The following is a 21,200-nucleotide window of genomic DNA, read 5'->3' as shown; positions in this document are numbered from 1 at the left end:
TTACAGCGCGCCCTTCGTCGAGGGGAGGATGCCGGCCGCGCGCGGGTCCCGCTCGCTGGCGTACCGCAGCGCCCGGGCGAGCGCCTTGAACTGGCACTCCACGATGTGGTGCGCGTTGCGCCCGTAGGGCACGTGCACGTGCAGCGCGATCTGCGCCTGGGCCACGAAGGACTCCAGGATGTGCCGGGTCATCGTGGTGTCGTACTCGCCGATCATCGGCGCCATCTTCTCGGGCTCGGTGTGCACGAGGTAGGGGCGGCCGGAGAGGTCGACGGTGACCTGGGCGAGGGACTCGTCCAGCGGGACCGTGCAGTTGCCGAAGCGGTAGATGCCCACCTTGTCGCCGAGCGCCTGCTTGAAGGCGGCGCCGAGCGCGAGGGCGGTGTCCTCGATGGTGTGGTGGGAGTCGATGTGCAGGTCGCCGTCGGTCTTCACGGTCAGGTCGAACAGGCCGTGCCGGCCGAGCTGGTCGAGCATGTGGTCGTAGAAGCCGACGCCGGTCTTGATGTCGGTCTTCCCGGTGCCGTCGAGGTCTATCTCGACCAGGACCGAGGTCTCCTTGGTGGTGCGCTCCACGCGTCCAACGCGGCTCATGAACCCTGCTCCTTCTTCAGCTGACGGACCGCGTCGAGGAACGCGTCGTTCTCCTCCGGGGTGCCGGCGGACACCCGCAGCCACCCCGGTACGCCGTTGTCCCGGACCAGGACGCCCCGGTCGAGGATCCTCTGCCAGGCGGTGTGCGCGTCCGCGAACCGGCCGAACTGCACGAAGTTCGCGTCGGAGTCGGTGACCTCGTAGCCGATCGCACGCAGCTCGGCGACCAGCCGGTCCCGCTCCGCCTTGAGCTGTTCGACGTATCCCAGCAGGGTGTCGGTGTGCTCCAGGGCGGCCAGGGCGGTCGCCTGGGTGATCGCCGACAGGTGGTACGGCAGGCGGACGAGCTGGACCGCGTCGACCACCGCCGGGTCGGCGGCGAGGTAGCCGAGGCGCAGGCCGGCGGCGCCGAACGCCTTCGACATCGTCCGGGAGACGACCAGGTGCGGCCGGCCCTCCAGCAGCGGCAGAAGCGAGGCGCCGTGGCTGAACTCGATGTAGGCCTCGTCCACGATCACCATCGACGGCTTGGCCGCCTGGGCCGCCTCGTACAGTGCGAGGACCGTCTCGGGCGGGACCGCGTTGCCGGTGGGGTTGTTGGGGGTGGTGATGAAGACGACGTCCGGCTGGTGCTCCGCGATCGCCGCGACGGCCGCCGGGACGTCGATGGTGAAGTCCTCGCCCCGCGGACCAGAGATCCAGCCCGTGCCCGTGCCCCGCGCGATGAGCGCGTGCATCGAGTACGAGGGCTCGAAGCCGATCGCCGTGCGGCCCGGTCCGCCGAAGGTCTGCAGCAGTTGCTGGATGACCTCGTTGGAGCCGTTGGCGGCCCACACGTTCTCGGTGCCGAGCGGGTGCTTGCCCGTCTTCGTCAGGTACTTGGCCAGCTCGGTGCGGAGCTGGACCGCGTCCCGGTCGGGGTAGCGGTTCAGGTTGCGGGCGGCCTCGCGCACCCGCTCCGCGATCCGCTCGACCAGCGGTTCGGGCAGCGGGTAGGGGTTCTCGTTGGTGTTCAGCCGTACGGGGACGTCCAACTGGGGCGCGCCATAAGGGGACTTGCCGCGCAGTTCGTCCCGTACGGGAAGATCGTCGATCCTCACGTCGCTCACTTGCTCTCGGGTACCTTCCAGCCGAACCTCGCCTTGATCGCCGCGCCGTGCGCCGGCAGGTCCTCCGCCTCCGCCAGCGTCACCACGTGGTGGGCGACCTCGGCGAGCGCGTCCTTGGTGTAGTCGACGATGTGGATGCCGCGCAGGAAGGACTGGACGGACAGGCCCGAGGAGTGGCAGGCGCAGCCGCCGGTGGGCAGGACGTGGTTGGACCCGGCCGCGTAGTCGCCGAGGGAGACCGGGGCCCAGGGGCCGATGAAGATCGCGCCGGCGTTCTTCACCCGGTCCGCCACGGCCGCCGCGTCGGCGGTCTGGATCTCCAGGTGCTCGGCGCCGTACGCGTCGACGACCCTGAGGCCCTCCTCGACGCCGTCGACCAGCACGATCGCGGACTGTCGGCCTCCCAGCGCGGGCACGATCCGGTCCTCGACGTGCTTGGTGGCGGCGACCTGCGGCTGCAGCTCCTTCTCCACCGCCTCCGCCAGCTCGACGGAGTCGGTGACCAGGACGGCGGCCGCGAGCGGGTCGTGCTCGGCCTGGCTGATCAGGTCGGAGGCCACGTGCACCGGGTCGGCGGTGTCGTCCGCGAGGATCGCGATCTCGGTCGGGCCGGCCTCGGCGTCGATGCCGATCTTCCCGGTGAAGAAGCGCTTGGCCGCGGCCACCCAGATGTTGCCGGGGCCGGTGACCATGTTGGCGGGAGCGCAGGACTCGGTGCCGTAGGCGAACATCGCGACGGCGGTGGCGCCGCCGGCCGCGTACACCTCGTCCACGCCGAGCAGCGCGCAGGCGGCGAGGATCGTCGGGTGCGGCAGGCCCCCGAACGCGGCCTGGGCCGGCGAGGCGAGCGCGATGGACTCGACGCCGGCCTCCTGCGCCGGGACGGCGTTCATGATCACGGACGAGGGGTAGACCGACCGGCCGCCCGGCGCGTACAGCCCCACGCGCTCGACCGGCACCCACTTCTCGGTCACGGACCCGCCGGGCACCACCTGGGTGGTGTGCGTGGTCCGGCGCTGCTCGCGGTGGACCAGACGGGCGCGGCGGATGGACTCCTCCAGCGCGGCGCGCACGGCCGGGTCGAGGGCCTCGAGCGCGTCGGTGAGCGCCTGGGCCGGGACACGGACCGATTCCAGCCGCACTCCGTCGAACTTCTCGGCGAAGTCGATCAGCGCCGCGTCGCCCCGATGATGCACGGCCTCGCAGATCGGACGCACCTTCTCCAGGGCGGCCGCAACGTCGAAGTCGGCTCGGGGCAGCAGGTCGCGCAGGGCGGGGCCCTCGGGAAGGGCGTCGCCGCGCAGATCGATTCGGGAGATCACGTACTCAATTCTCTCAGACCGGGGTCGGGAGACGTGCGCGCGTATCAATGGCTGATACGGAACACGGCTCAATGGCTGCTACAGAACGTGGCCGGAACTCAGAAGATCACCTTCACCGCATGTGTTCCGGGCGTCACAGATCGGGCATGAACAGCTGTACGACACAGGTGACGCACAAGTGGACACGGAACGTAGTCGTTTTCTGTACGGGGCGAGGAAGAGGGAACAGCGGTGACCGAGGGGGCCGGCCTCCGCGCCGGGGACCTGCCGGACGACCTGACGGCGGCCGAGGCCGGCATGTGGCAGGCCTTCCGCAACGGCAGCGTGTACGACCTGAGCAGCGGGGACGCCGTCGTGGACGATCCGCACGGCGGGCATCCCTGGGGACCCGGGCGCAGCGTCCGGGCGCGCATCGTGTGCTGGCTGCTGCTCGACGGGCCGCCGGCGCTGGCCGGCCGGGTGTCCTCGCTGAAGCTGGCCGGCGTCCGGATCACCGGCACGCTGGACCTGGCGGGCGGCACGGTGACGCCGTACGTGGAGCTGCGCGGCTGTCGCTTCGACGAGCAGGTGCTGCTGCCCGAGGCCCGGTTCACCACGCTGCGGCTGGTGGACTGCGCGGTGCCGCGGCTGGAGGCGGCCCGGGTGCACACCGAGGGCGATCTGCATCTGCCGCGCTGCCGCTTCCAGAACGGGGTGCGGCTGACCGACGCGCACATCGGCACCGATCTGCTGCTCAACCAGGCGATCGCCTACCGGGACCGCAGCGGGCGGTCCATCGCGGCGGACGGCCTGACCGTCGGCCAGGACCTGCAGGCCGAGCTGCTGGAGTCGCACGGCGAGTTCAGTCTGCGCAGCGCCAAGGTGGGGGTCTCGCTGAGTCTGCGGGGTGCGAAACTGGCCAACCCCTACGCGCGTCTCGCCCTGAACGCGCCCCAGCTGACGGTGGAGCGCACGCTGTACCTGACCCCGGCGGGCGTGGGCAGCCCGCTGCTGAGCGGGACGACTCCCGCGCGCGGGACGCGGATCCAGCGCTTCGAGTGCCGGGGCGGGGTGCGGCTGGACGACGGGCGGTTCGGGGACGCCGTGGACCTGGAGCGTGCCCGGTTCGTCTTCACCGACGACCAGGAACTGTCGCTGCGCCGGATCCAGACGCCGGAGCTGCGCTTCCTGGGCGACCGGCCGCAGCGCGGCAAGGTGGTGCTGTCCGGCGCCCGGATCGTCAACCTGATGGACCGCGCGGGCAGCTGGCCGGATCCGGGCAACCTGCAGATGGGCGGCTTCACGTACGAGAGCCTGGTGCCGCGGGGCCCGTTCCCGCTGACCCGGCGTCTGGACTGGGTGGCGGCGGCCACCGCCGAGTACCACCCGGAGCCGTACGAGCGGCTGGCCGCCGTGCTGCGCGCGGCCGGGGAGGACGAGGACGCGCGCGAGGTGCTGCTGGCCAAGCAGCGCCGGCGTCGCGAGACGCTGCCGTTCGCGGCCAAGTTCTGGGGCTACGTGCAGGACTGGACGGTCGCCTACGGTTACCGGCCGGGCCGGGCCGCGGTGTGGATGGCGGTGCTGTGGGCGGCGGGCACGCTGGCCTTCGCGCACGCCGACCATCCGCCGGTGAACTCCGGGGGCCATCCGACCTGGAGCCCCGCCCTGTTCACGCTGGATCTGCTGCTGCCGGTGATCGACCTGGGCCAGGTCGGCCAGTGGCAGCTGCGCGGCGTGTGGCAGTGGCTGGCGGCGGTGATGGTGCTGCTGGGCTGGATCCTCGCGACCACGGTGGCGGCGGGGGCGACCCGGCTGCTGCGGCGCAGCTGAGGCACGCTGACAGGTACGCCACAATAGTTGAACACTAACCTTTTACCCGTCCTTGACCTGTGGGCGTACAACTTTCCACGACTTGTCCGCTCCCTCTGGCGCAGCGCGGACCAGCGGTCTTTCAATGGTCGACACCATGGCTCTGCTGCCGGCGTTTCTCCGCCCCACTCGGACGATACGACGTGCCCCGCGCCCGGCCTCCCCCCTGCCGGCCGGCGACGAGGCCGTTCTCGACGCGCCCGACGCACTCCTCTCGCCCGCGCTGGTCGCGGCCGCGCAAGGTGAGTACGGCGCCGCCTCCGCCCTGCTCGCCGCCACCCGTACGGGGGCCGCCTGGGAGGACCGCGACCGGTACGCCCGGCAGCTCGCGGCGTTCGCCCACGCCCGGCCGGAGTGGTTCGAGCAGTGGCGCGCGGCCGCCCCGGACGACCCGGACGCCGCTCTCGTGGCCGCCCAGCTCGCGGTGGACCGTGCCTGGCCCTCGCCGGCCCGCGCGGAGCTGCTGCGCGAGGTGAGCCCGCTGATCACGGCCGCCGCGCGGGCCGACGACCGGGACCCGGTGCCGTGGCGGATCGCGCTCGACCACGCGCGCGGCTCCCGGGCCGGCCACCGGTACTTCGAGGAGCTGTGGGAGGCGGCGGTCCGGCGCGCCCCGCACCACTACGGCTGCCATGTGGCCGCGCTGCGCTACCTGGGCACCTTCTGGCACGGCTCGCACCGCGAGTGCTTCGACTTCGCCGACCTGGCCGCCCAGGACGCCCCGGCGGACTCGCTCGTCCAGGCGCTGCCGACCCGTGCGGCCTTCTCCTACCTGACCGACGGCTGCGGGCCCGAGGTGCCGCTCGAGCGGCTGCACGCGGCGGCCGACCGGGCGGTGGCGCTCTCCTGGCGCTTCCCGGCGGCCACGCCCTGGCCCGCCGGGATGCGCAACAAGCTGGTCTACGTCCTCGCCCGGCTGGAGCGCTGGGAGGAGGCCGGCGCCCAGCTCCGGCTGACCGGCCCGTACGCCACCTCCTTCCCCTGGGACCGCTTCTCCGACGACCCGCTGGGCCACTTCCTGCGGGTGCGCGAGGCACTGCTCGGGTCCGCTCCCCGCGCGGTCCTGACGGAGCTGGTGCAGGCGCCGCCGCGGCCGCGCAGCGAGCACCGCGGACGAGCGCGCGCGGATGACCATTAGGCTGGGGCGCCGTGACCACCGTCCGTCTGCCCCTCTTCCCGCTGAACTCGGTGCTGTTCCCCGGGCTCGTGCTGCCCCTGAACGTCTTCGAGGAGCGCTATCGCGCCATGATGCGCGAGCTTTTGAAGACTCCCGAGGACGAGCCGCGCCGGTTCGCCGTCGTGGCGATCCGCGACGGCCACGAGGTGGCGCCGAGCGCCCCGGGCATGCCGGATCCGACGGCACAGCCCGAGCGGGGCCCGGCCGCGGGCTTCGGCCAGGATCCCCTGAAGTCCTTCCACGGCGTGGGCTGCGTGGCGGATGCGGCGACCGTCCGGGAGCGCCCCGGCGGCACGTTCGAGGTGCTGGCGACCGGGACGACCCGGGTGCGGCTGCTGTCCGTGGACACCTCGGGGCCGTTCCTGACGGCCGAGCTGGAGGAGCTGGAGGAGCAGCCCGGCGACGAGGCGGGCGCCCTCGCGGAGGGGGTGCTGCGCTCCTTCCGGCAGTACCAGAAGCGGCTGGCGGGGGCCCGCGAACGGTCCCTGTCCACCGGCGCGGACCTCCCGGACGACCCCTCGGTGGTCTCCTACCTGGTGGCGGCGGCGATGGTCCTGGACACGCCGACGAAGCAGCGGCTGCTGCAGGCGCCGGACACGGCCTCCCGTCTGCGGGACGAGCTGAAGCTCCTGCGCTCCGAGACGTCCATCATCCGTAGCCTGCCGTCGTTGCCCGCGTACGAGTTGACGCGCGCGCCGACGAGCCTGAACTGAGGAAGACCGAGGCCGGCGCACCCCGATGGCGAAGAAGTCGAAGAAGCAGCAGCAGTCCGCAGGCACCCCGGCGACGGTGGCCCTGACGGCAGCGGGCGTGGAGTTCACGGTCCACGCCTACGACCACGACCCCTCCCACCCGTCCTACGGCGAGGAGGCCGCGGAGGCGATGGGCGTCTCCCCCGACCGCGTCTTCAAGACCCTGGTGGCCGACGTCGACGGCCACCTGACCGTGGCCGTGGTTCCGGTCTCCGGCACGCTCGACCTCAAGGCCCTGGCCGCGGCGGTCGGCGGCAAGCGGGCCACCATGGCCGACCCCACCCAGGCGGAACGCACCACCGGCTATGTCCGCGGCGGCATCTCCCCCCTGGGCCAGCGCAAGAAGCTCCCGACGGTCCTGGACGACTCGGCCCTCTCCCACCCCACGATCTGCGTGTCGGCGGGACGGCGGGGCCTGGAGGTGGAGCTGGCGCCGGAGGACCTGACGAAGCTGACGGGGGCGGTCTCGGCGCCGATCGGGCGGGGCTGACCTCAGCCCTGCGGGTGCGGGTACGGGACCTCGGGGTCCCGGGGCCCGAACAGCGCGGTGAGGCCCAGATGCACCAGCACGGCGCCCAGCGGCCACGCCAGCAGCGCGCCCTTCGCGCCCAGCCTCAACGGCGCCGAGAAGGTGACCCCCTTCCCGACCGCCTTCGCGTGCGCGATCACGTCCGACTGGGGCCCCAGCCATATCCCGAGCCGCCACGCCAGCAGCGACCCCAGCACCCCGCCCAGGCAGAGCGCCACCACGAGCGGCACACCGCCGCGCCGCCGCGCCAGGAACACGGCCACCGCGCTGACGAGCCCGAACGCGAGCCCGAGCAGCGTGAACGTTCCGTCCACCCCGGCCGCCTGCTCCCCCTCGGTGTCCTCGAGGTAGACCACCCAGCTCTTGCCGACCTGGTCCCCGACCAGCGGCACGTGCGGCGCCAGCCACCACCACAGCAGCCCGAGCAGCACCCCGCTCAGCGCCACGGCCACCGTGACCACGGCGGCCTCCCGCACTTCGGTCTTCATTCCAGGGCCGTCCTGTTCGTGCCTGTCCCCGGTCAGGACCCCGGCAGGCGGTGCCTGCCGGACCTGGTGCGGGGAGTCGTCGTGCGGCGGCGGAGGCGGCGTCAGCGGTGCGGTCACCCTGCCATCGTGCCAGGTGGCATCGCGCGCCGCGTCACCGGACGGCCGCCCTGCGGTACGCCCGGGCCGCCACGGCCAGCGAGACGATTCCGACACCCGCGCACACCCCCAGGTCAGCGACGACAGCGGTCCAGTCCGGGTGTTCCCCGAACGTCCGCGCGTAGGCCTCCACGCCGTACGTCGACGGCAGCAGATCACGGGCCAGCCGTACGACCTCCGGCATCCGGTCGGCCGGCAGCACCCCCAGCAGCAGCGCCGCCGACATGCCGAGCTGACCGAGCAGCGTGGCCAGCTCGGGCCGCGGCGCGAGCAGCCCGCAGGCGGCGCCCAGCCCGGACAGCGCGGCCCCGGCGAGCGGGATCACGGCCACCAGGATCCACAGGTTGGACAGCGGCAGCCCGAACAGCACGCACCCGAAGACGGCGGTCACCAGGGTGCCCGGCACGGTGAAGGAGGCGTACGCCCCCGCCGCGCCCAGCACCACGGCGGCCGGCGGCACGGGCAGCGTGGCGTAGTGGTCGAGGCCGCCGCTGGCCCGCAGCTGCCCGAAGTACTGCGACAGCAGGTTCAGCGCCACATAGGCGACCACCAGCACCGAGGAGCCCGCCACCACGGACCGCGCCTCGCCGGCGTTGTCGACGACGCCGCGCATCATCACGGCGATGCCGATGGACTGGAAGGTGGCCACGAACAGCAGCGGGATCCGCGCCACCCGGGCCCGGGACAGCTGGGCGCGGTAGACGGCCACCAGCGACGGCCACAGCCGCGCGCGCGGCCCGAGCTCGGCCGCGTCCCGGGCCGGCTCGGGCAGGGCCCGGGCGCCGCCCGGCAGAACGTCGGCGGGTACCACACTCACGACGAGCTGCTCCTCTTCCGTACGGCAGTCGCGCACACCGATACGCATGCCGCGGCCCGCGCGCTCATGCCTTCACCAGCCCCTGCCGGGCCGCGCCGCCCAGCGCCAGGTAGACGTCCTCCAGGCTGGGCGTGGCGAGCGTGAAGTCGTCCAGCGCGGCGAAGGCGGCCCCGCCGGTCACCGTGGCGACGGCGGCCCGGGCCTCCTCGGGGGCGAGCCGGAGCGTCCAGCGCCGGCCGGACTCCACGGCGCGTTCGCGCAAGGAGGCGACCTCGGGCACCTCCAGCGGCGCCCGCTCCCGCCACACCAGTTCCACCCGCACCTCGCCGGAGACCTGCTCCTTCAGCCCGGCGGGGGTGTCACAGGCGATGACCCGGCCCCGGTCCAGGACGGCGACCCGGTCGAGGACGGTCTCGGCCTCGATGACGTTGTGGGTGACCAGCAGCACGGTCGTACCGGACTCGGCGCGGCGGCGGTCCACGGCCGCCCAGACCGCGCGCCGGGCCACCGGGTCCATGCCCGTGGTCGGCTCGTCCAGCACGAGCAGGTGCCGTTGACCGACCAGGGCGGCGGCGAAGCAGGCGAGCCGGCGCTGGCCGCCGGACAGCTTCTTCAGCGCTCGTCCGGCGATCGGGGTGAGCCCGAGTTCCTCGAGGACGGCGTCCCGTTCGGCCCGCGCCTGCCGTACGTCCAGCCCGCGCAGGCGCCCGGTGGTCTCGGCGGCGAGCGCCACGGTCAGCTCGTCCAGGGCGGAGGACTCCTGGCCCAGATAGGCAAGGATCCGCGCGGCCCGCTCGGGGTAGCGCACGATGTCGTGGCCGAGGATCTCGACGCTGCCCGCGTCCGGCCGCAGCAGCCCGGTGAGCTGCCGTACGAGGGTGGACTTGCCGGCACCGTTGGGGCCGAGCAGCCCGAAGATCTCCCCGCGCCGTACGTCCAGTTCGACCCCGTCGGTGGCCCGCACCTCGGGGGTGCCCGGCGCCCCGCGCCGCCCCTTGACGGCCGGGTAGGTCTTGCTGAGCCCACGCACGCGTACGACCTCGTCGTACCGAAGTGCCTGTCCCGCGCGCGTACTCACAAGGAACGAGCCTAAGGGGTCCGGGCGCTTTACTCGCCTTTGGGTCGCCCTACGAAGCCGCGCCCCGGTCCGCCCCGAGCCCACCTGGGGCGCCGGTTCGGAGGTGGGTTGCGTGCTGCGGGGCGCCCCACCTGCGGACCGGGACCACCCAGTGGTCCAGGGCCCGCAGCCGGAACCGACGGCCACCTCGCACCCCCACGGCCAAGGCGCCCTTCGGCCCCGGGCGGAGCCGCCGGCCGCGCGCAAGCCCCGCCCCGGAGCCAACACGGCGCTCGGCCCGCAGACGGAGCCGGCCGCCGCGCGCACGTCCCCGGCACCACGATCAGCCCCCACGGTGTCCGGCCCGCAGGCGACCGCCCCGCAAGTCAGGACGCCCCTCGACCGTCGCGCGGAACCCACGGCGCCGCGCAGGCCCCCGCCTTCGCACCCAAGACGGCGCTCACTCGCGGAACCCACCGCCGCGCGCAAGCCGGGCCCGCTATCAGCCGCGGCACCGTGTCGGCGTCGGGCGGCGTTGGGCGTTCAGTCGCCGGTTCCGGCGTGCTCGGCCGTCGCCGGGACGTCGATCTCTCGCCAGAAGCCCGCCCGGATGGCGTAACGGTCGTGCTCGTCGATCTGGTCGTCCTTGTGGGCGAGCAGCCCGAACCGGGCGGCGTAGCGCAGCAGCTCGCCGTCGATGCGGTGCGGGATGCGCGGGTACATCGTGGACAGCCGCTGCAGATGGCTCTGGTCGCCGAGCCGGGAGATCCACCGGCGGGCGAACACCTGCCCGACCTCGTACGGGTCACCGCCGACCGTGGTGATGTCCTCCTCCCGGTCGGCCCAGCGCTGCTCGGCGGTGGTGAGCTGGGCGAGCGTCGGCATGGAGGCGATCTCGGGCGGCTCGGAGACCGCCCCCGGCCGGTCCACCCAGCCCTTGTCGGAGGACCAGCGCAGGGTCGCGGTGGTGGGGTGCTGCACGGCCTGGACGCCGGGTGCGCGCAGTGCGGCGAGGTCCTTGGGGGTCGGGACGCCCTTGGAGGCGGGCACCCGCTCCTGGGCGCCGTTCTCCGTGGCGGCGGCGGCCGGCGGGTGCGGCCGCTCCTCGGCGGGGCGCTCGGCGGCCGTGCCGAGCGCGGACTCCGGCAGCGGCGCCGAGAGGATCGCGGCGATCTCCGGGCGGGGCACGGGCGGCGGTGCGCAGACGCCGGTCAGCTCCTTGGCGCGGACGGCCTGGGTGATCCAGGCCCGGTCCAGGACGCGCCGCTCGTCGGCCTCGGCGACCAGGTCCTCGGACTGGTTGTAGTCGCCGTCGGCGGCCTGGACGGCCCACAGGTGGACGGCGACGCCGTGCTCCTTGGCGGCCATCATGCCCGGCAGCAGGTCGCCGTCGCCGGTGACCAGGACGACGTCCGAGCACGCGCGGTTGCGGGCCAGTTCGGTCAGCTCGGCGTGCATGGCGGCGTCGACGCCCTTCTGCGCCCAGCGCCCGTCACTGCGAGTGAGGGCGCCGAGCCGGACGGTGACCCGGGGCATCACGCGCAGCCGGCGGTGCTCCGGCTGGGGGACCCGGTCGGGGGCGCCGTCGAACCAGTAGATGCGCAGCAGCGGACGCTCGGTCTCCGACTCCGCCCGCTCGCGCAGGGCCTGGATCAGCGCCGCGTGGTCGACGGTGATCCGGGACCGCGAGGGCTCACCGGCGAGGAGGCTGGCGGCGGCACCCAGCAGATACCCGGCGTCCACCAGGACGATGCAGCGGTCCACGCGACTCACCCTCTTCCCGGGAGGCTTTGCTTCGGACTTCCTTCGAGTCTGCCCGACCTGGCGGGGGTTAACGGCCCGAACTCGATCTTCGGCGTGGCGTTTGCGACGCGCGTCCGCCCACCTGCCCTGTCACACACGGTAATTATCCGACATGCGCTTGATGTCAGCGTATGTGAATCTGGTCCCGGCCCTGGCCCCTAGATCCCCCACAGGAGGCAGATCACCATGGCCAAGAACAAGAACCGCAAGCAGGCCGGCCCGCAGAACCGTGCTCCGCAGAACGAGCACGCACCGGAGCGCGCGCAGCGTCCCTCGGCCGAGGAGCACGAGTCCGAGATGGCACACATCTCCGGCAGCCCCTCGGAGGCCGCGCGCAAGAAGCAGAAGAGCTTCGGCCACAACTGAAGGCTTCGGCCACGACTAAAGGGCAGTTGTTGAAGCCCAGGCACACAGAAGGGGCGCACCCCGCCGGGTGCGCCCCTTCGCGCGTGACCGGGTTCAGCCCGCCAGGCAGGACGGACCGAGCAGCACCTTCAGGTCGCCGAAGAGGGCGGGGTCGGGCTTGACCCGGTGCCGGTCCAGGCGCAGCACGGTGGTCTTGCGCGGGCCCTGGAGCTTGATGCGGACCTCGCTGTCGCCCTTGTGGTGGCTGAGGATCTCGCCGAGGCGGCTGACCATCGGCGGGGTCACCTTGACCGCCGGAATCGTGAGGATCACGGGCGCGTTGGTGCCGGCGTTGGACAGGTCCGGGACCATCAGTTCCATGGCGACGAGCCGGGGCACGTCCTCGCGCTTGTCGAGGCGGCCCTTGACGAACACCACGGCGTCCTCGACCAGTTGGGTGGACACCAGCTGGTAGGTCGCCGGGAAGAACATGCACTCGATGGAGCCGGCCAGGTCCTCGACGGTGGCGATGGCCCAGGCGTTGCCCTGCTTGGTCATCTTGCGCTGCAGGCCCGAGATGATGCCGCCGATGGTGACGACCGCACCGTCGGCGTGCTCACCGCCGGTGAGCTGGGCGATGCCCGCGTCGGCCTTGTCGGACAGCACGTGCTCCAGGCCGAAGAGCGGGTGGTCGGAGACGTACAGACCCAGCATCTCCCGCTCCTGGGCGAGCAGATAGGTCTTGTCCCACTCCTCGGTGGTGAACTCCACGTCCAGGCCGAAGCCGGGCTCGCTGGTGGTCTCCTCGCCCATGCCGCCGAAGAGGTCGAACTGGCCCTCGGCCTCCTTGCGCTTGACCGCGACCACGTTGTCGATCATCGGCTCGTACTGCGCCATGAGCCCCTTGCGGGTGTGGCCCATCTCGTCGAAGGCGCCGGCCTTGATCAGGGATTCCGTGGTGCGCTTGTTGCAGACCACCGCCTCGACCTTGTCGAGGTAGTCGGGGAAGGAGGCGTACTTCCCCTTGGCCTTGCGGCACTTGATGATCGACTCGACGACGTTGGTGCCGACGTTGCGGACGGCGGAGAGGCCGAAGAGGATCACGTCGTCGCCCTGGGCGGCGAAGTTGGCCTCGGACTCGTTGACGTTCGGCGGGAGCACCCGGATGCCCATGCGGCGGCACTCGTTGAGGTAGACCGCCGACTTGTCCTTGTCGTCCTTGACGGAGGTCAGCAGGGCGGCCATGTACTCGGCGGGATGGTTGGCCTTGAGGTAGGCCGTCCAGTACGACACCAGGCCGTACGCGGCCGAGTGCGCCTTGTTGAACGCGTAGCCGGCGAAGGGGACCAGCACGTCCCACAGCGCCTGGATGGCCTCGTCGCTGTAGCCGTTCTTGCGGGCGCCGGCCTGGAAGATGGTGAAGTTCTTCGCCAGTTCCTCGGGCTTCTTCTTGCCCATCACGCGGCGGAGGATGTCGGCCTCGCCGAGCGAGTAGCCCGCGATGATCTGGGCGGCCTTCTGCACCTGCTCCTGGTAGACGATCAGGCCGTAGGTGACGTCCAGGACCTCCTTCAGGGGCTCTTCGAGCTCCTTGTGGATCGGCGTGATCTCCTGCTGCCCGTTCTTGCGCAGCGCGTAGTTGGTGTGCGAGTTCATGCCCATCGGGCCCGGCCGGTACAGGGCCGACACGGCGGAGATGTCCTCGAAGTTGTCGGGCTTCATCAGCCGCAGCAGCGAGCGCATGGGGCCGCCGTCGAACTGGAAGACACCGAGGGTGTCGCCGCGCTGGAGCAGTTCGAAGGTCGTGGGGTCGTCGAGCGGCAGGGAGAGCAGGTCGATGTCGAGGCCCTTGTTGGCCTTCACCATCTTGACCGCGTCGTCCATGATCGTGAGGTTGCGCAGGCCCAGGAAGTCCATCTTCAGCAGGCCGAGCGACTCACAGCTCGGGTAGTCCCACTGGGTGATGGTCACGCCGTCGGTGTGCCTCACCCAGACCGGGACGTGCTCGGTGATGGTCTCGCTGGACATGATCACGCCGGCCGCGTGCACGCCCATCTGCCGGACCAGGCCCTCGACGCCGCGCGCGGTGTCGATGACCTTCTTCACGTCCGGCTCGTTCTCGTACATAGCGCGGACCTCGCCGGCCTCCGAGTAGCGGGGGTGCTCGGGGTCGGTGATGCCGGACAGAGGGATGCCCTTGCCGAGGACGTCGGCGGGCATGGCCTTGGTGATGCGGTCGCCCATGGCGTACGGGTAGCCCAGCACGCGCGCGGAGTCCTTGATGGCGTTCTTGGCCTTGATGGTGCCGTAGGTGCCGATCATGGCGACCTTGTCGGCGCCGTACTTCTCGGTCACGTACCGGATCACCTCGACGCGCCGGCGCTCGTCGAAGTCGATGTCGACATCGGGCATCGAGATGCGCTCGGGGTTGAGGAACCGCTCGAAGATCAGGCCGTGCGGGATGGGGTCGAGGTCGGTGATGCCCATGGCGTAGGCGACGATCGAGCCGGCCGCGGAGCCTCGGCCGGGGCCGACCGCGATGCCCTGCTTCTTGGCCCACATGATGAAGTCGGCGACGACGAGGAAGTAGCCCGGGAAGCCCATCGAGATGATCGTGTCCATCTCGTAGTCGGCCTGCCTCTGGCGGTCCTCGGGGATGCCGCCCGGGTAGCGGCGCTCCATGCCGCGGCGGACCTCCTCCTTGAACCAGGTGACCTCGGTGTAGCCCTCGGGGATGTCGAACTTGGGCATGAGGTCGCGCTTCTCGAACATGCCGGTGGTGTCGACCATCTCGGCGACGAGGAGCGTGTTGGCGCAGCCCTCCTGCCAGGCGTCCGAGGAGTCGATGGCGTACATCTCGTCCGTGGACTTCAGGTAGTAGCCGGTGCCGTCGAACTTGAAGCGGTCGGGGTCGGAGAGGTTCTTGCCGGTCTGGATGCACAGCAGGGCGTCGTGGGCGCCGGCCTCGTGCGCGTACGTGTAGTGCGAGTCGTTGGTGACCAGGGGCGGGATGCCGAGCTTCTTGCCGATCTCCAGGAGGCCCTCGCGGACCCGGTGCTCGATCTCGATGCCGTGGTCCATCAGCTCCAGGAAGTACCGGTCCTTGCCGAAGATGTCCTGGTAGTCGGCGGCGGCCTTCAGGGCCTCGTCGAAGTGGCCGAGGCGCAGCCGGGTCTGCACCTCGCCGGAGGGGCAGCCGGTGGAGGCGACGATGCCCTCGGACCACTGGGCGATGGTCTCCTTGTCCATGCGGGGCCACTTCTGCAGCCACCCCTCGGCGTAGGCGTCGGAGGAGAGGCGGAAGAGGTTGTGCAGGCCCGTGCTGTTGACCGCCCACATCGTCTTGTGGGTGTAACCGCCGGAGCCGGAGACGTCGTCCCGCTTCTGGTGCGGCTGACCCCACTGGATCTTGCGCTTGTTGCGTCGCGACTCGGGAGCGACATACGCCTCGATCCCGATGATCGGGGTGATTCCGGCCTTCTTCGCGGAGTGGAAGAAGTCGTACGCCCCGTGGAGGTTGCCGTGGTCGGACATGGCGATGTGCGTCATGCCCATCTCGTTGCAGGCGTTGAACATGTCCTTGAGCCGCGCGGCACCGTCCAGCAGCGAGTACTGGGTGTGGACGTGCAGGTGCGTGAACGGCGGCTTCGACACGGTGTGGCCTCCAACGGAAACTCTCGGCGACGGGTGGGCGGACAGTCTGGGGGTCAGCGTCGAAGTCTATGCCCGGCCACTGACACCGGACGGGCACTCCCGCGTACCTTCATGCGTTGGGTACGGCAGAGACGCTGTCGTACAGGTATTGCACCAGGAGGCACCCCGCGATGTCGGTCCCCCAGCTCAACGACGAGCAGCGCGGCGAGGAGATCCTCGCCGTCTTCGACACCGCCTTCGGCCGGCTCCTGGCCGCCGACCCGGCCGCGTTCCGGGTGAAGTTCCGGAAGATGGCGGCCTCGGCCTTCGCGTTCTACCGGGGCACGGCGTGCCTCTTCTACCACGACCTGACTGCGAACAATCAGTTCGGGTCGAGGCGCGGCGGTCCGTACCTGGACGACCGCACCTCGCGCGTGTGGATCCACGGCGACCTGCACGCGGAGAACTTCGGCACCTACATGGACTCCAACGGCCGCCTGGTCTTCAACGTCAACGACTTCGACGAGGCGTACGTCGGCCCGTTCACCTGGGACCTGAAGCGCTTCTCGGCCTCCATCGCGCTGATCGGGTACGCGAAGGCGCTCAGCGACGAGCAGATCACCGAGCTGGTGACGGTCTACGCGGGCGCCTACCGCGAGCGCATCCACGCGCTGGCCACGGGCGCGAAGAGCGACGAGGTGCCGCCGTTCACGCTGGACACCGCGCAGGGTCCGCTGCTGGACGCGCTGCGTGACGCCCGCTCGCTGACCCGGTTCGCCCTGCTGGACTCGATGACCGAGATCCGCGACTTCGAGCGCCGCTTCGCGCCCGGCGGCGGCTCCGTCGAGCTGGACGCCGCCACCCGGTACAAGGTCCTCGCGGCCTTCGACGGCTACCTGGAGACCCTGCCGGACTCCTCGCTGGCCCGCCCGGACTCCTACCGCGTGAAGGACGTCGTCGGCCGCCGGGGCATCGGCATCGGCTCGGCGGGCCTGCCGTCGTACAACATCCTGCTGGAGGGCCACAGCGACGCCCTCGAGAACGATGTGGTGATCTACATCAAGCAGGCCCAGACCCCGGCCGTCTCCCGGCACATCACGGACCCGGCGATCGCGGAGTACTTCCAGCACGAGGGCCACCGCACGGTGATCTCCCAGCGCGCCCTGCAGGCGCACGCCGACCCGTGGCTGGGCTGGACCGAGCTGGACGGCACCGGGCAGCTGGTCGCCGAGGTCTCGCCGTACGCCGTCGACCTGGACTGGGGCGACATCGACGATCCGGAGGAGATCGCGGCCGTGGTCGCCGACCTGGGCCGGGCCACGGCCACGATGCACGCGGCGGCGGACGACACCTCCGGGGAATCCCTGGTGCCGTTCTCCACCGAGCGGGCCATCGACGCGGCGCTCGCGGCCGACGAGGAGGGCTTCGCACCGCTTCTGGTGGACTTCGCGCACGCCTACGGCGCACGCGCGCGTGGCGACCACCAGATCTTCCTCGACCTGTTCCGCAACGGGCGCATTCCGGGGCTGTGACCTTCGCCCGCTCACAGGCACCCTTTAGGGGTCTCCTACCCGCGTCCGTGACACACTCTGATTTCGCTATGGACATATCCGGGACCCATCTCAGAGCCGTGCGCGCGGCGCTGTTCACGGCCGTCGTCGTGACGCTCAGCACCGCGTCGCACGTTCTGCTGTCCAGGGCCCCGCTGCCGGCCGCGACCGTGGCCGCGGTCGCCGCCGGCGTGTTCGTCACCGCGTACGCGCTGGCGGGCCGGGAGCGCGGCTTCGGCCGGATCGCGGCCCTGCTGATCCCGCTGGAGCTGGCCGCGGACACGGTCTTCACCACCGGCCAGGACGCCTGTTACGGCCGGGCGGGCGGCCCGGTGGCCGGTCCGCTGCGCGCCGTCGGCCTGGACGTGCTGTGCCGGGGCGGCGTGGGCACTCCGCTGGCCCAGGTGACCGGTCACTCCGGCCGGGGCGCCGCGGCGCTGCTCGCGCACGCCAGCCCGGCCGCCGCCTGGCTGCTGCTCGCCGTGCACGTGTGCGTGGGGCTGCTGGCCGCCGTCTGGCTGCGCCGGGGCGAGCGGGCCCTGACGCAGTTGCTGCGCGCGGTCGCCGCCACCACCTTCCGGCCGCTGCTGCTGGCGGTGGCCGCGGTCACCGTCCGGCTGTCCCCGGCCCACCGGCTGCCGCGCCCGGCGCCACGGCCGGCCACCGCCCGCGACCGGCTCCTCGTGCACTCCCTGGGACGGCGTGGACCGCCGTGCTCGCCCGCCCTCGCCCGGGCCCTTGTCCGAGGCCTGAGCGTCGGCAGCTGAGCACGACGAGTCCCCCACACGTATCCCGCGTACGACATGTGCGCGTCCCACATGGAGATCACCAACATGAGCAAGCGGAACAGCCAGGCCTCGAAGACGGCGGCCCGGGAGCGGCTGCGTCTGGAGCGCGAGCGGCAGGCCAAGCGCGACAAGGCCAAGCGGCAGGCCATCGTGGCCGGCTCGGTCGTGGCCGTGCTGGCGGCCGCCGGCGGCATCAGCTGGGCCGTCGTCCAGGCCAACAAGCCGAGCTACTGGGAGGGCCTGAAGGACACCGACAAGGTCGTCGCCCCCGCCCACACCAGCGGCACCGACGGCACCACGGTCGTCATAGGCAAGGACACCGCGAAGAAGACCCTCAAGCTCTACGAGGACCCGCGCTGCCCGGTGTGCGCCGCGTTCGAGCAGTCCGTCGGCTCGACGGTGAAGAAGGACATCGACGACGGCAAGTTCAAGATCCAGTACATCGGCGCGACGTTCATCGACAACCACGACAACGGCGTGGGCTCCAAGAACGCGCTCAGCGCGCTCGGTGCCGCGCTGAACGTCAGCCCGGAGGCGTTCCTCGAGTACAAGTCCGCGCTGTACTCGACGAAGTGGCACCCGGACGAGAACGACGACAAGTTCAAGGACGACGCCTACCTCATCAAGGTGGCGGACACCGTCCCCGCGCTGAAGAACAACACGGCGTTCCGGAACGCGGTCAAGAAGGGCACCTACGACGCCTGGGCGATGGCCGAGTCGAAGCTCTTCGACACGAACAAGGACGGCGTCTCCGGCACGCCGAGCCTCGTCATGGACGGCAAGAAGCTCACCACCGACGGCCGACCCGACGGCAACCCGCCCATGACGGTGGCGGACTTCAACCGGCTGATGGACGCGGCCCTCAAGGGCTGAGTGCCCCTCAGGCCGGTCCGCGTGTGAAGAGCGGGCGAACTTTCGGAGTTCGCCCGCCCTCGGGCGTACCGATCAGTAACCTGATCGGTCGTGACCAGTCGATACAGATCATCCGAGGCCTACCAAGCCCTCAACTCTCTGTCGCCCCGCCGCCGTACGGTCGTCAAGGCCGCGGCGGCGACGGCTGTGCTGGCCGGCCCGCTCGCCGCCACCCTTCCGGCGCACGCGGCCGACCAGGCCCCCGCCTTCCTGCACGGCGTCGCCTCCGGTGACCCGCTGCCCGACGGCATCCTGCTGTGGACCCGGGTCACCCCCGTCCCCGAGGCGATACCGGGCTCGGGGGTCGGTCCGGACACCGAGGTGAGCTGGGTCGTCGCCCGGGACAAGGCGTTCACCGACGTCGTCGCCAAGGGCTCCCTCACCGCGACGGCCGCCTCCGACCACACCGTCAAGGCCGACATCCGCGGTCTGGAACCGGCCACCGACTACTGGTTCCGCTTCTCGGCCGGCGGTACCGTCTCCCCGGCGGCGCGCACCCGCACCGCGCCGGCGGCGGACGCGGTCGTCCCCTCCCTGCGCTTCGGCGTGGTCTCCTGCGCCAACTGGGAGGCCGGCTACTTCTCCGCCTACCGCCATCTCGCTGCCCGCAGCGACCTGGACGCCTGGCTGCACCTCGGCGACTACATCTACGAGTACAAGTCCGGCGAGTACGCGGCGCGCGGCACGGTCGTACGGCAGCACGCCCCGACGAACGAGATCCTCACCCTCGCCGACTACCGGATGCGGCACGCCAAGTACAAGACCGACCCGGATCTGCAGGCCCTGCACCTGAAGGCGCCGGTCATCGCCATCTGGGACGACCACGAGTTCGCCGACAACGCCTGGTCGGGCGGCGCGGTCAACCACACCGAGGGCGCCGAGGGCACCTGGACCGCCCGTCAGGCGGCCGCCAAGCAGGCCTATTTCGAGTGGATGCCGGTCCGCCCGGCGATCGCCGGCACCACCTATCGCCGGCTGCGCTTCGGCAAGCTCGCCGACCTGTCCCTGCTCGACCTACGCTCCTTCCGCTCCCAGCAGGCGTCCACGGCCAGCGGCTCGGTCGACGACCCGAATCGCACGATCACCGGCCGCGCCCAGCTGGACTGGCTGAAGGCCGGTCTGCAGGCCTCCGACACCCGGTGGCGGCTGGTCGGCAACTCCGTGATGATCTCGCCGTTCGCCATCGGCTCGCTCCCCGCCGACCTGCTGAGGCCGCTCGCCAAACTGCTCGGGCTGCCGCAGGAGGGCATCGCCCTCAACACCGACCAGTGGGACGGCTACACCGACGACCGCCGCGAGCTGCTGGACCACCTGCGCTCCCACGCCATCGGCAACACCGTCTTCCTGACCGGTGACATCCACATGGCGTGGGCCAACGACGTGCCGGTGGACGCGGGCACCTACCCGCTCTCGCCCTCGGCGGCCACCGAGTTCGTGGTCACCTCGATCACCTCCGACAACCTCGACGACATCGTCAAGGTCCCCGAGGGCACCGTCTCCGCCATCGCCTCCCCGATCATCAGGGCCGCCAACCGGCACGTCCACTGGGTGGACACCGACCGGCACGGCTATGGCGTGCTGGACATCACAGCCGACCGCGCGCAGATGGACTACTACGTCCTGTCCGACCGCACCGACGCCGACGCCACCTCCACCTGGGTCCGCTCCTACCGCACCCGCAGCGGCACCCAGAAGGTCGAGCGCACCTACGACCCCGTGTAACCGGCGTCACGGCCGTCGGCTACAGGGATGCGAGGAAGCCGAGCGCCACCCGCCAGGTGGCCTCGGCGGCCTCCGCGTCGTGGTCCGGCAGTCCGGGGTCGGTGTAGAGGTGGCCGGCCCCGGCGTACCGGTACACCTCCACGTCCGCTCCCGCCCTGCCCATCTGCAGGTACCACGCGCTCAGCCAGTCGTCCGTCTCGAACGGGTCCGGCTCGGCCACGTGCAACTGCACCGGCAACTCGTCCACGTGCGCGTTCGGCGCGATGTCCGACGTGCCGTGCAGGAGCAGCAGGCCGCGCGCCTTCTCGTCGCCGAGGGCCAGGGTCTGCGCGACGGAGGCCCCGAGCGAGAACCCGGCGTACACCAGGCCGCGCTCCGAGTACGGCGCCGCCGCCAGCACGGCCCGCTTCAGCAGCTCGTCCTTGCCGATCCGCTCCTTGAACTCCATGCCCTCCTCGACCGTGTCGAACGTGCGCCCCTCGAAGAGGTCCGGCGTCCACACCTCGTGGCCGGCCGCGCGCAGCCGGTCCGCGGCCTCGCGCACCGCGGGCCTGAGCCCGTAGGTCGAGTGAAAGAGCATGATGTTCATGGGGCCATG

At 71.6% G+C, this 21,200-nt stretch carries 18 protein-coding genes; 9 read left to right on the top strand and 9 right to left on the bottom strand.

Annotation, left to right across the window (positions count from 1 at the left end; all coding sequences use genetic code 11):
* Genes hisB through hisD form a run of 3 tightly spaced genes read right to left on the bottom strand, consistent with a single transcriptional unit; the run spans position 1 to position 3,025 of the window.
* The gene (gene hisB, locus ACZ404_RS17800; RefSeq protein WP_468440824.1) at positions 1-594 is read right to left on the bottom strand and encodes an imidazoleglycerol-phosphate dehydratase HisB; all 594 of its coding nucleotides are present in this window, start codon (positions 592-594) and stop codon (positions 1-3) included.
* Positions 591-1,703, bottom strand: a complete 1,113-nt coding sequence (locus ACZ404_RS17795) for a histidinol-phosphate transaminase (protein WP_468440822.1) — start codon at positions 1,701-1,703, stop codon at positions 591-593. The genes hisB and ACZ404_RS17795 overlap by 4 nt, the downstream gene beginning before the upstream one ends.
* A complete protein-coding gene (hisD, locus tag ACZ404_RS17790; RefSeq protein ID WP_468440820.1) occupies positions 1,700-3,025 on the bottom strand; it encodes a histidinol dehydrogenase in 1,326 nt (441 codons plus the stop codon). Before hisD ends, ACZ404_RS17795 begins: the two co-directional genes overlap by 4 nt.
* Positions 3,026-3,256: 231 nt before the next feature.
* On the opposite strand from hisD, the gene ACZ404_RS17785 reads away from it, so the two are divergent.
* From ACZ404_RS17785 to ybaK, 4 genes are all read left to right on the top strand, one after another.
* Entirely contained in the window at positions 3,257-4,834 is a 1,578-nt protein-coding gene (locus tag ACZ404_RS17785; RefSeq protein ID WP_468440818.1) for an oxidoreductase, read from the top strand.
* Positions 4,835-4,958: 124 nt separating this feature from the next.
* Positions 4,959-6,011: a hypothetical protein gene (locus tag ACZ404_RS17780; RefSeq protein WP_468440816.1), complete on the top strand. Its 1,053-nt coding sequence runs from the start codon at positions 4,959-4,961 to the stop codon at positions 6,009-6,011.
* Between the two features lie 11 nt (positions 6,012-6,022).
* Positions 6,023-6,763 carry an LON peptidase substrate-binding domain-containing protein gene (locus ACZ404_RS17775; RefSeq protein ID WP_468440814.1) on the top strand — a complete coding sequence of 247 codons (741 nt, stop codon included), beginning with the start codon at positions 6,023-6,025 and terminating at the stop codon, positions 6,761-6,763.
* Between the two features lie 25 nt (positions 6,764-6,788).
* A complete protein-coding gene (ybaK, locus tag ACZ404_RS17770) occupies positions 6,789-7,292 on the top strand; it encodes a Cys-tRNA(Pro) deacylase (RefSeq protein WP_468440812.1) in 504 nt (167 codons plus the stop codon).
* Between the two features lie 2 nt (positions 7,293-7,294).
* Here ybaK and ACZ404_RS17765 read toward each other — a convergent pair whose 3' ends face one another.
* The 4 genes from ACZ404_RS17765 to ACZ404_RS17750 form a co-directional block, all read right to left on the bottom strand.
* Positions 7,295-7,936, bottom strand: coding sequence for an AAA family ATPase (locus ACZ404_RS17765; protein ID WP_468440810.1), 642 nt, complete (start codon positions 7,934-7,936; stop codon positions 7,295-7,297).
* Between the two features lie 34 nt (positions 7,937-7,970).
* The gene (locus tag ACZ404_RS17760; protein ID WP_468440808.1) at positions 7,971-8,792 is read right to left on the bottom strand and encodes an ABC transporter permease; all 822 of its coding nucleotides are present in this window, start codon (positions 8,790-8,792) and stop codon (positions 7,971-7,973) included.
* Positions 8,793-8,856: 64 nt separating this feature from the next.
* Positions 8,857-9,870: an ABC transporter ATP-binding protein gene (locus ACZ404_RS17755; RefSeq protein ID WP_468440806.1), complete on the bottom strand. Its 1,014-nt coding sequence runs from the start codon at positions 9,868-9,870 to the stop codon at positions 8,857-8,859.
* A 522-nt stretch (positions 9,871-10,392) separates the two neighbouring features.
* Entirely contained in the window at positions 10,393-11,613 is a 1,221-nt protein-coding gene (locus ACZ404_RS17750; protein ID WP_468440804.1) for an NYN domain-containing protein, read from the bottom strand.
* Positions 11,614-11,838: 225 nt separating this feature from the next.
* Between ACZ404_RS17750 and ACZ404_RS17745 the strand changes: the two genes are divergently transcribed.
* The gene (locus tag ACZ404_RS17745) at positions 11,839-12,018 is read left to right on the top strand and encodes a hypothetical protein (RefSeq protein ID WP_468440802.1); all 180 of its coding nucleotides are present in this window, start codon (positions 11,839-11,841) and stop codon (positions 12,016-12,018) included.
* Positions 12,019-12,111: 93 nt separating this feature from the next.
* On the opposite strand, the gene dnaE is transcribed toward ACZ404_RS17745, so the two are convergent.
* On the bottom strand, positions 12,112-15,651 hold the full coding sequence (dnaE, locus tag ACZ404_RS17740; protein ID WP_468440800.1) for a DNA polymerase III subunit alpha: 3,540 nt from the start codon (positions 15,649-15,651) through the stop codon (positions 12,112-12,114).
* 170 nt (positions 15,652-15,821) lie between these two features.
* Between dnaE and ACZ404_RS17735 the strand changes: the two genes are divergently transcribed.
* The 4 genes from ACZ404_RS17735 (at position 15,822) to ACZ404_RS17720 (ending at position 20,602) form a co-directional block, all read left to right on the top strand.
* On the top strand, positions 15,822-17,162 hold the full coding sequence (locus ACZ404_RS17735; RefSeq protein ID WP_468440798.1) for a DUF2252 domain-containing protein: 1,341 nt from the start codon (positions 15,822-15,824) through the stop codon (positions 17,160-17,162).
* 68 nt (positions 17,163-17,230) lie between these two features.
* Positions 17,231-17,947 (top strand): hypothetical protein, encoded by a 717-nt coding sequence (locus tag ACZ404_RS17730; RefSeq protein WP_468440796.1) that lies wholly within the window; start codon positions 17,231-17,233, stop codon positions 17,945-17,947.
* Positions 17,948-18,013: 66 nt separating this feature from the next.
* Positions 18,014-18,841: a thioredoxin domain-containing protein gene (locus ACZ404_RS17725; RefSeq protein WP_468440794.1), complete on the top strand. Its 828-nt coding sequence runs from the start codon at positions 18,014-18,016 to the stop codon at positions 18,839-18,841.
* Positions 18,842-18,931: 90 nt separating this feature from the next.
* Positions 18,932-20,602, top strand: a complete 1,671-nt coding sequence (locus tag ACZ404_RS17720) for an alkaline phosphatase D family protein (protein ID WP_468440792.1) — start codon at positions 18,932-18,934, stop codon at positions 20,600-20,602.
* Between the two features lie 19 nt (positions 20,603-20,621).
* Here the strand turns inward: ACZ404_RS17720 and ACZ404_RS17715 are convergent, their stop codons facing one another.
* On the bottom strand, positions 20,622-21,191 hold the full coding sequence (locus ACZ404_RS17715) for a dienelactone hydrolase family protein (protein WP_468440790.1): 570 nt from the start codon (positions 21,189-21,191) through the stop codon (positions 20,622-20,624).
* Positions 21,192-21,200 lie beyond the last annotated feature (9 nt).

Source organism: Streptomyces sp. NPDC030798, from assembly GCF_055572275.1.
This window is presented reverse-complemented; position numbering and strand designations above follow the sequence as displayed.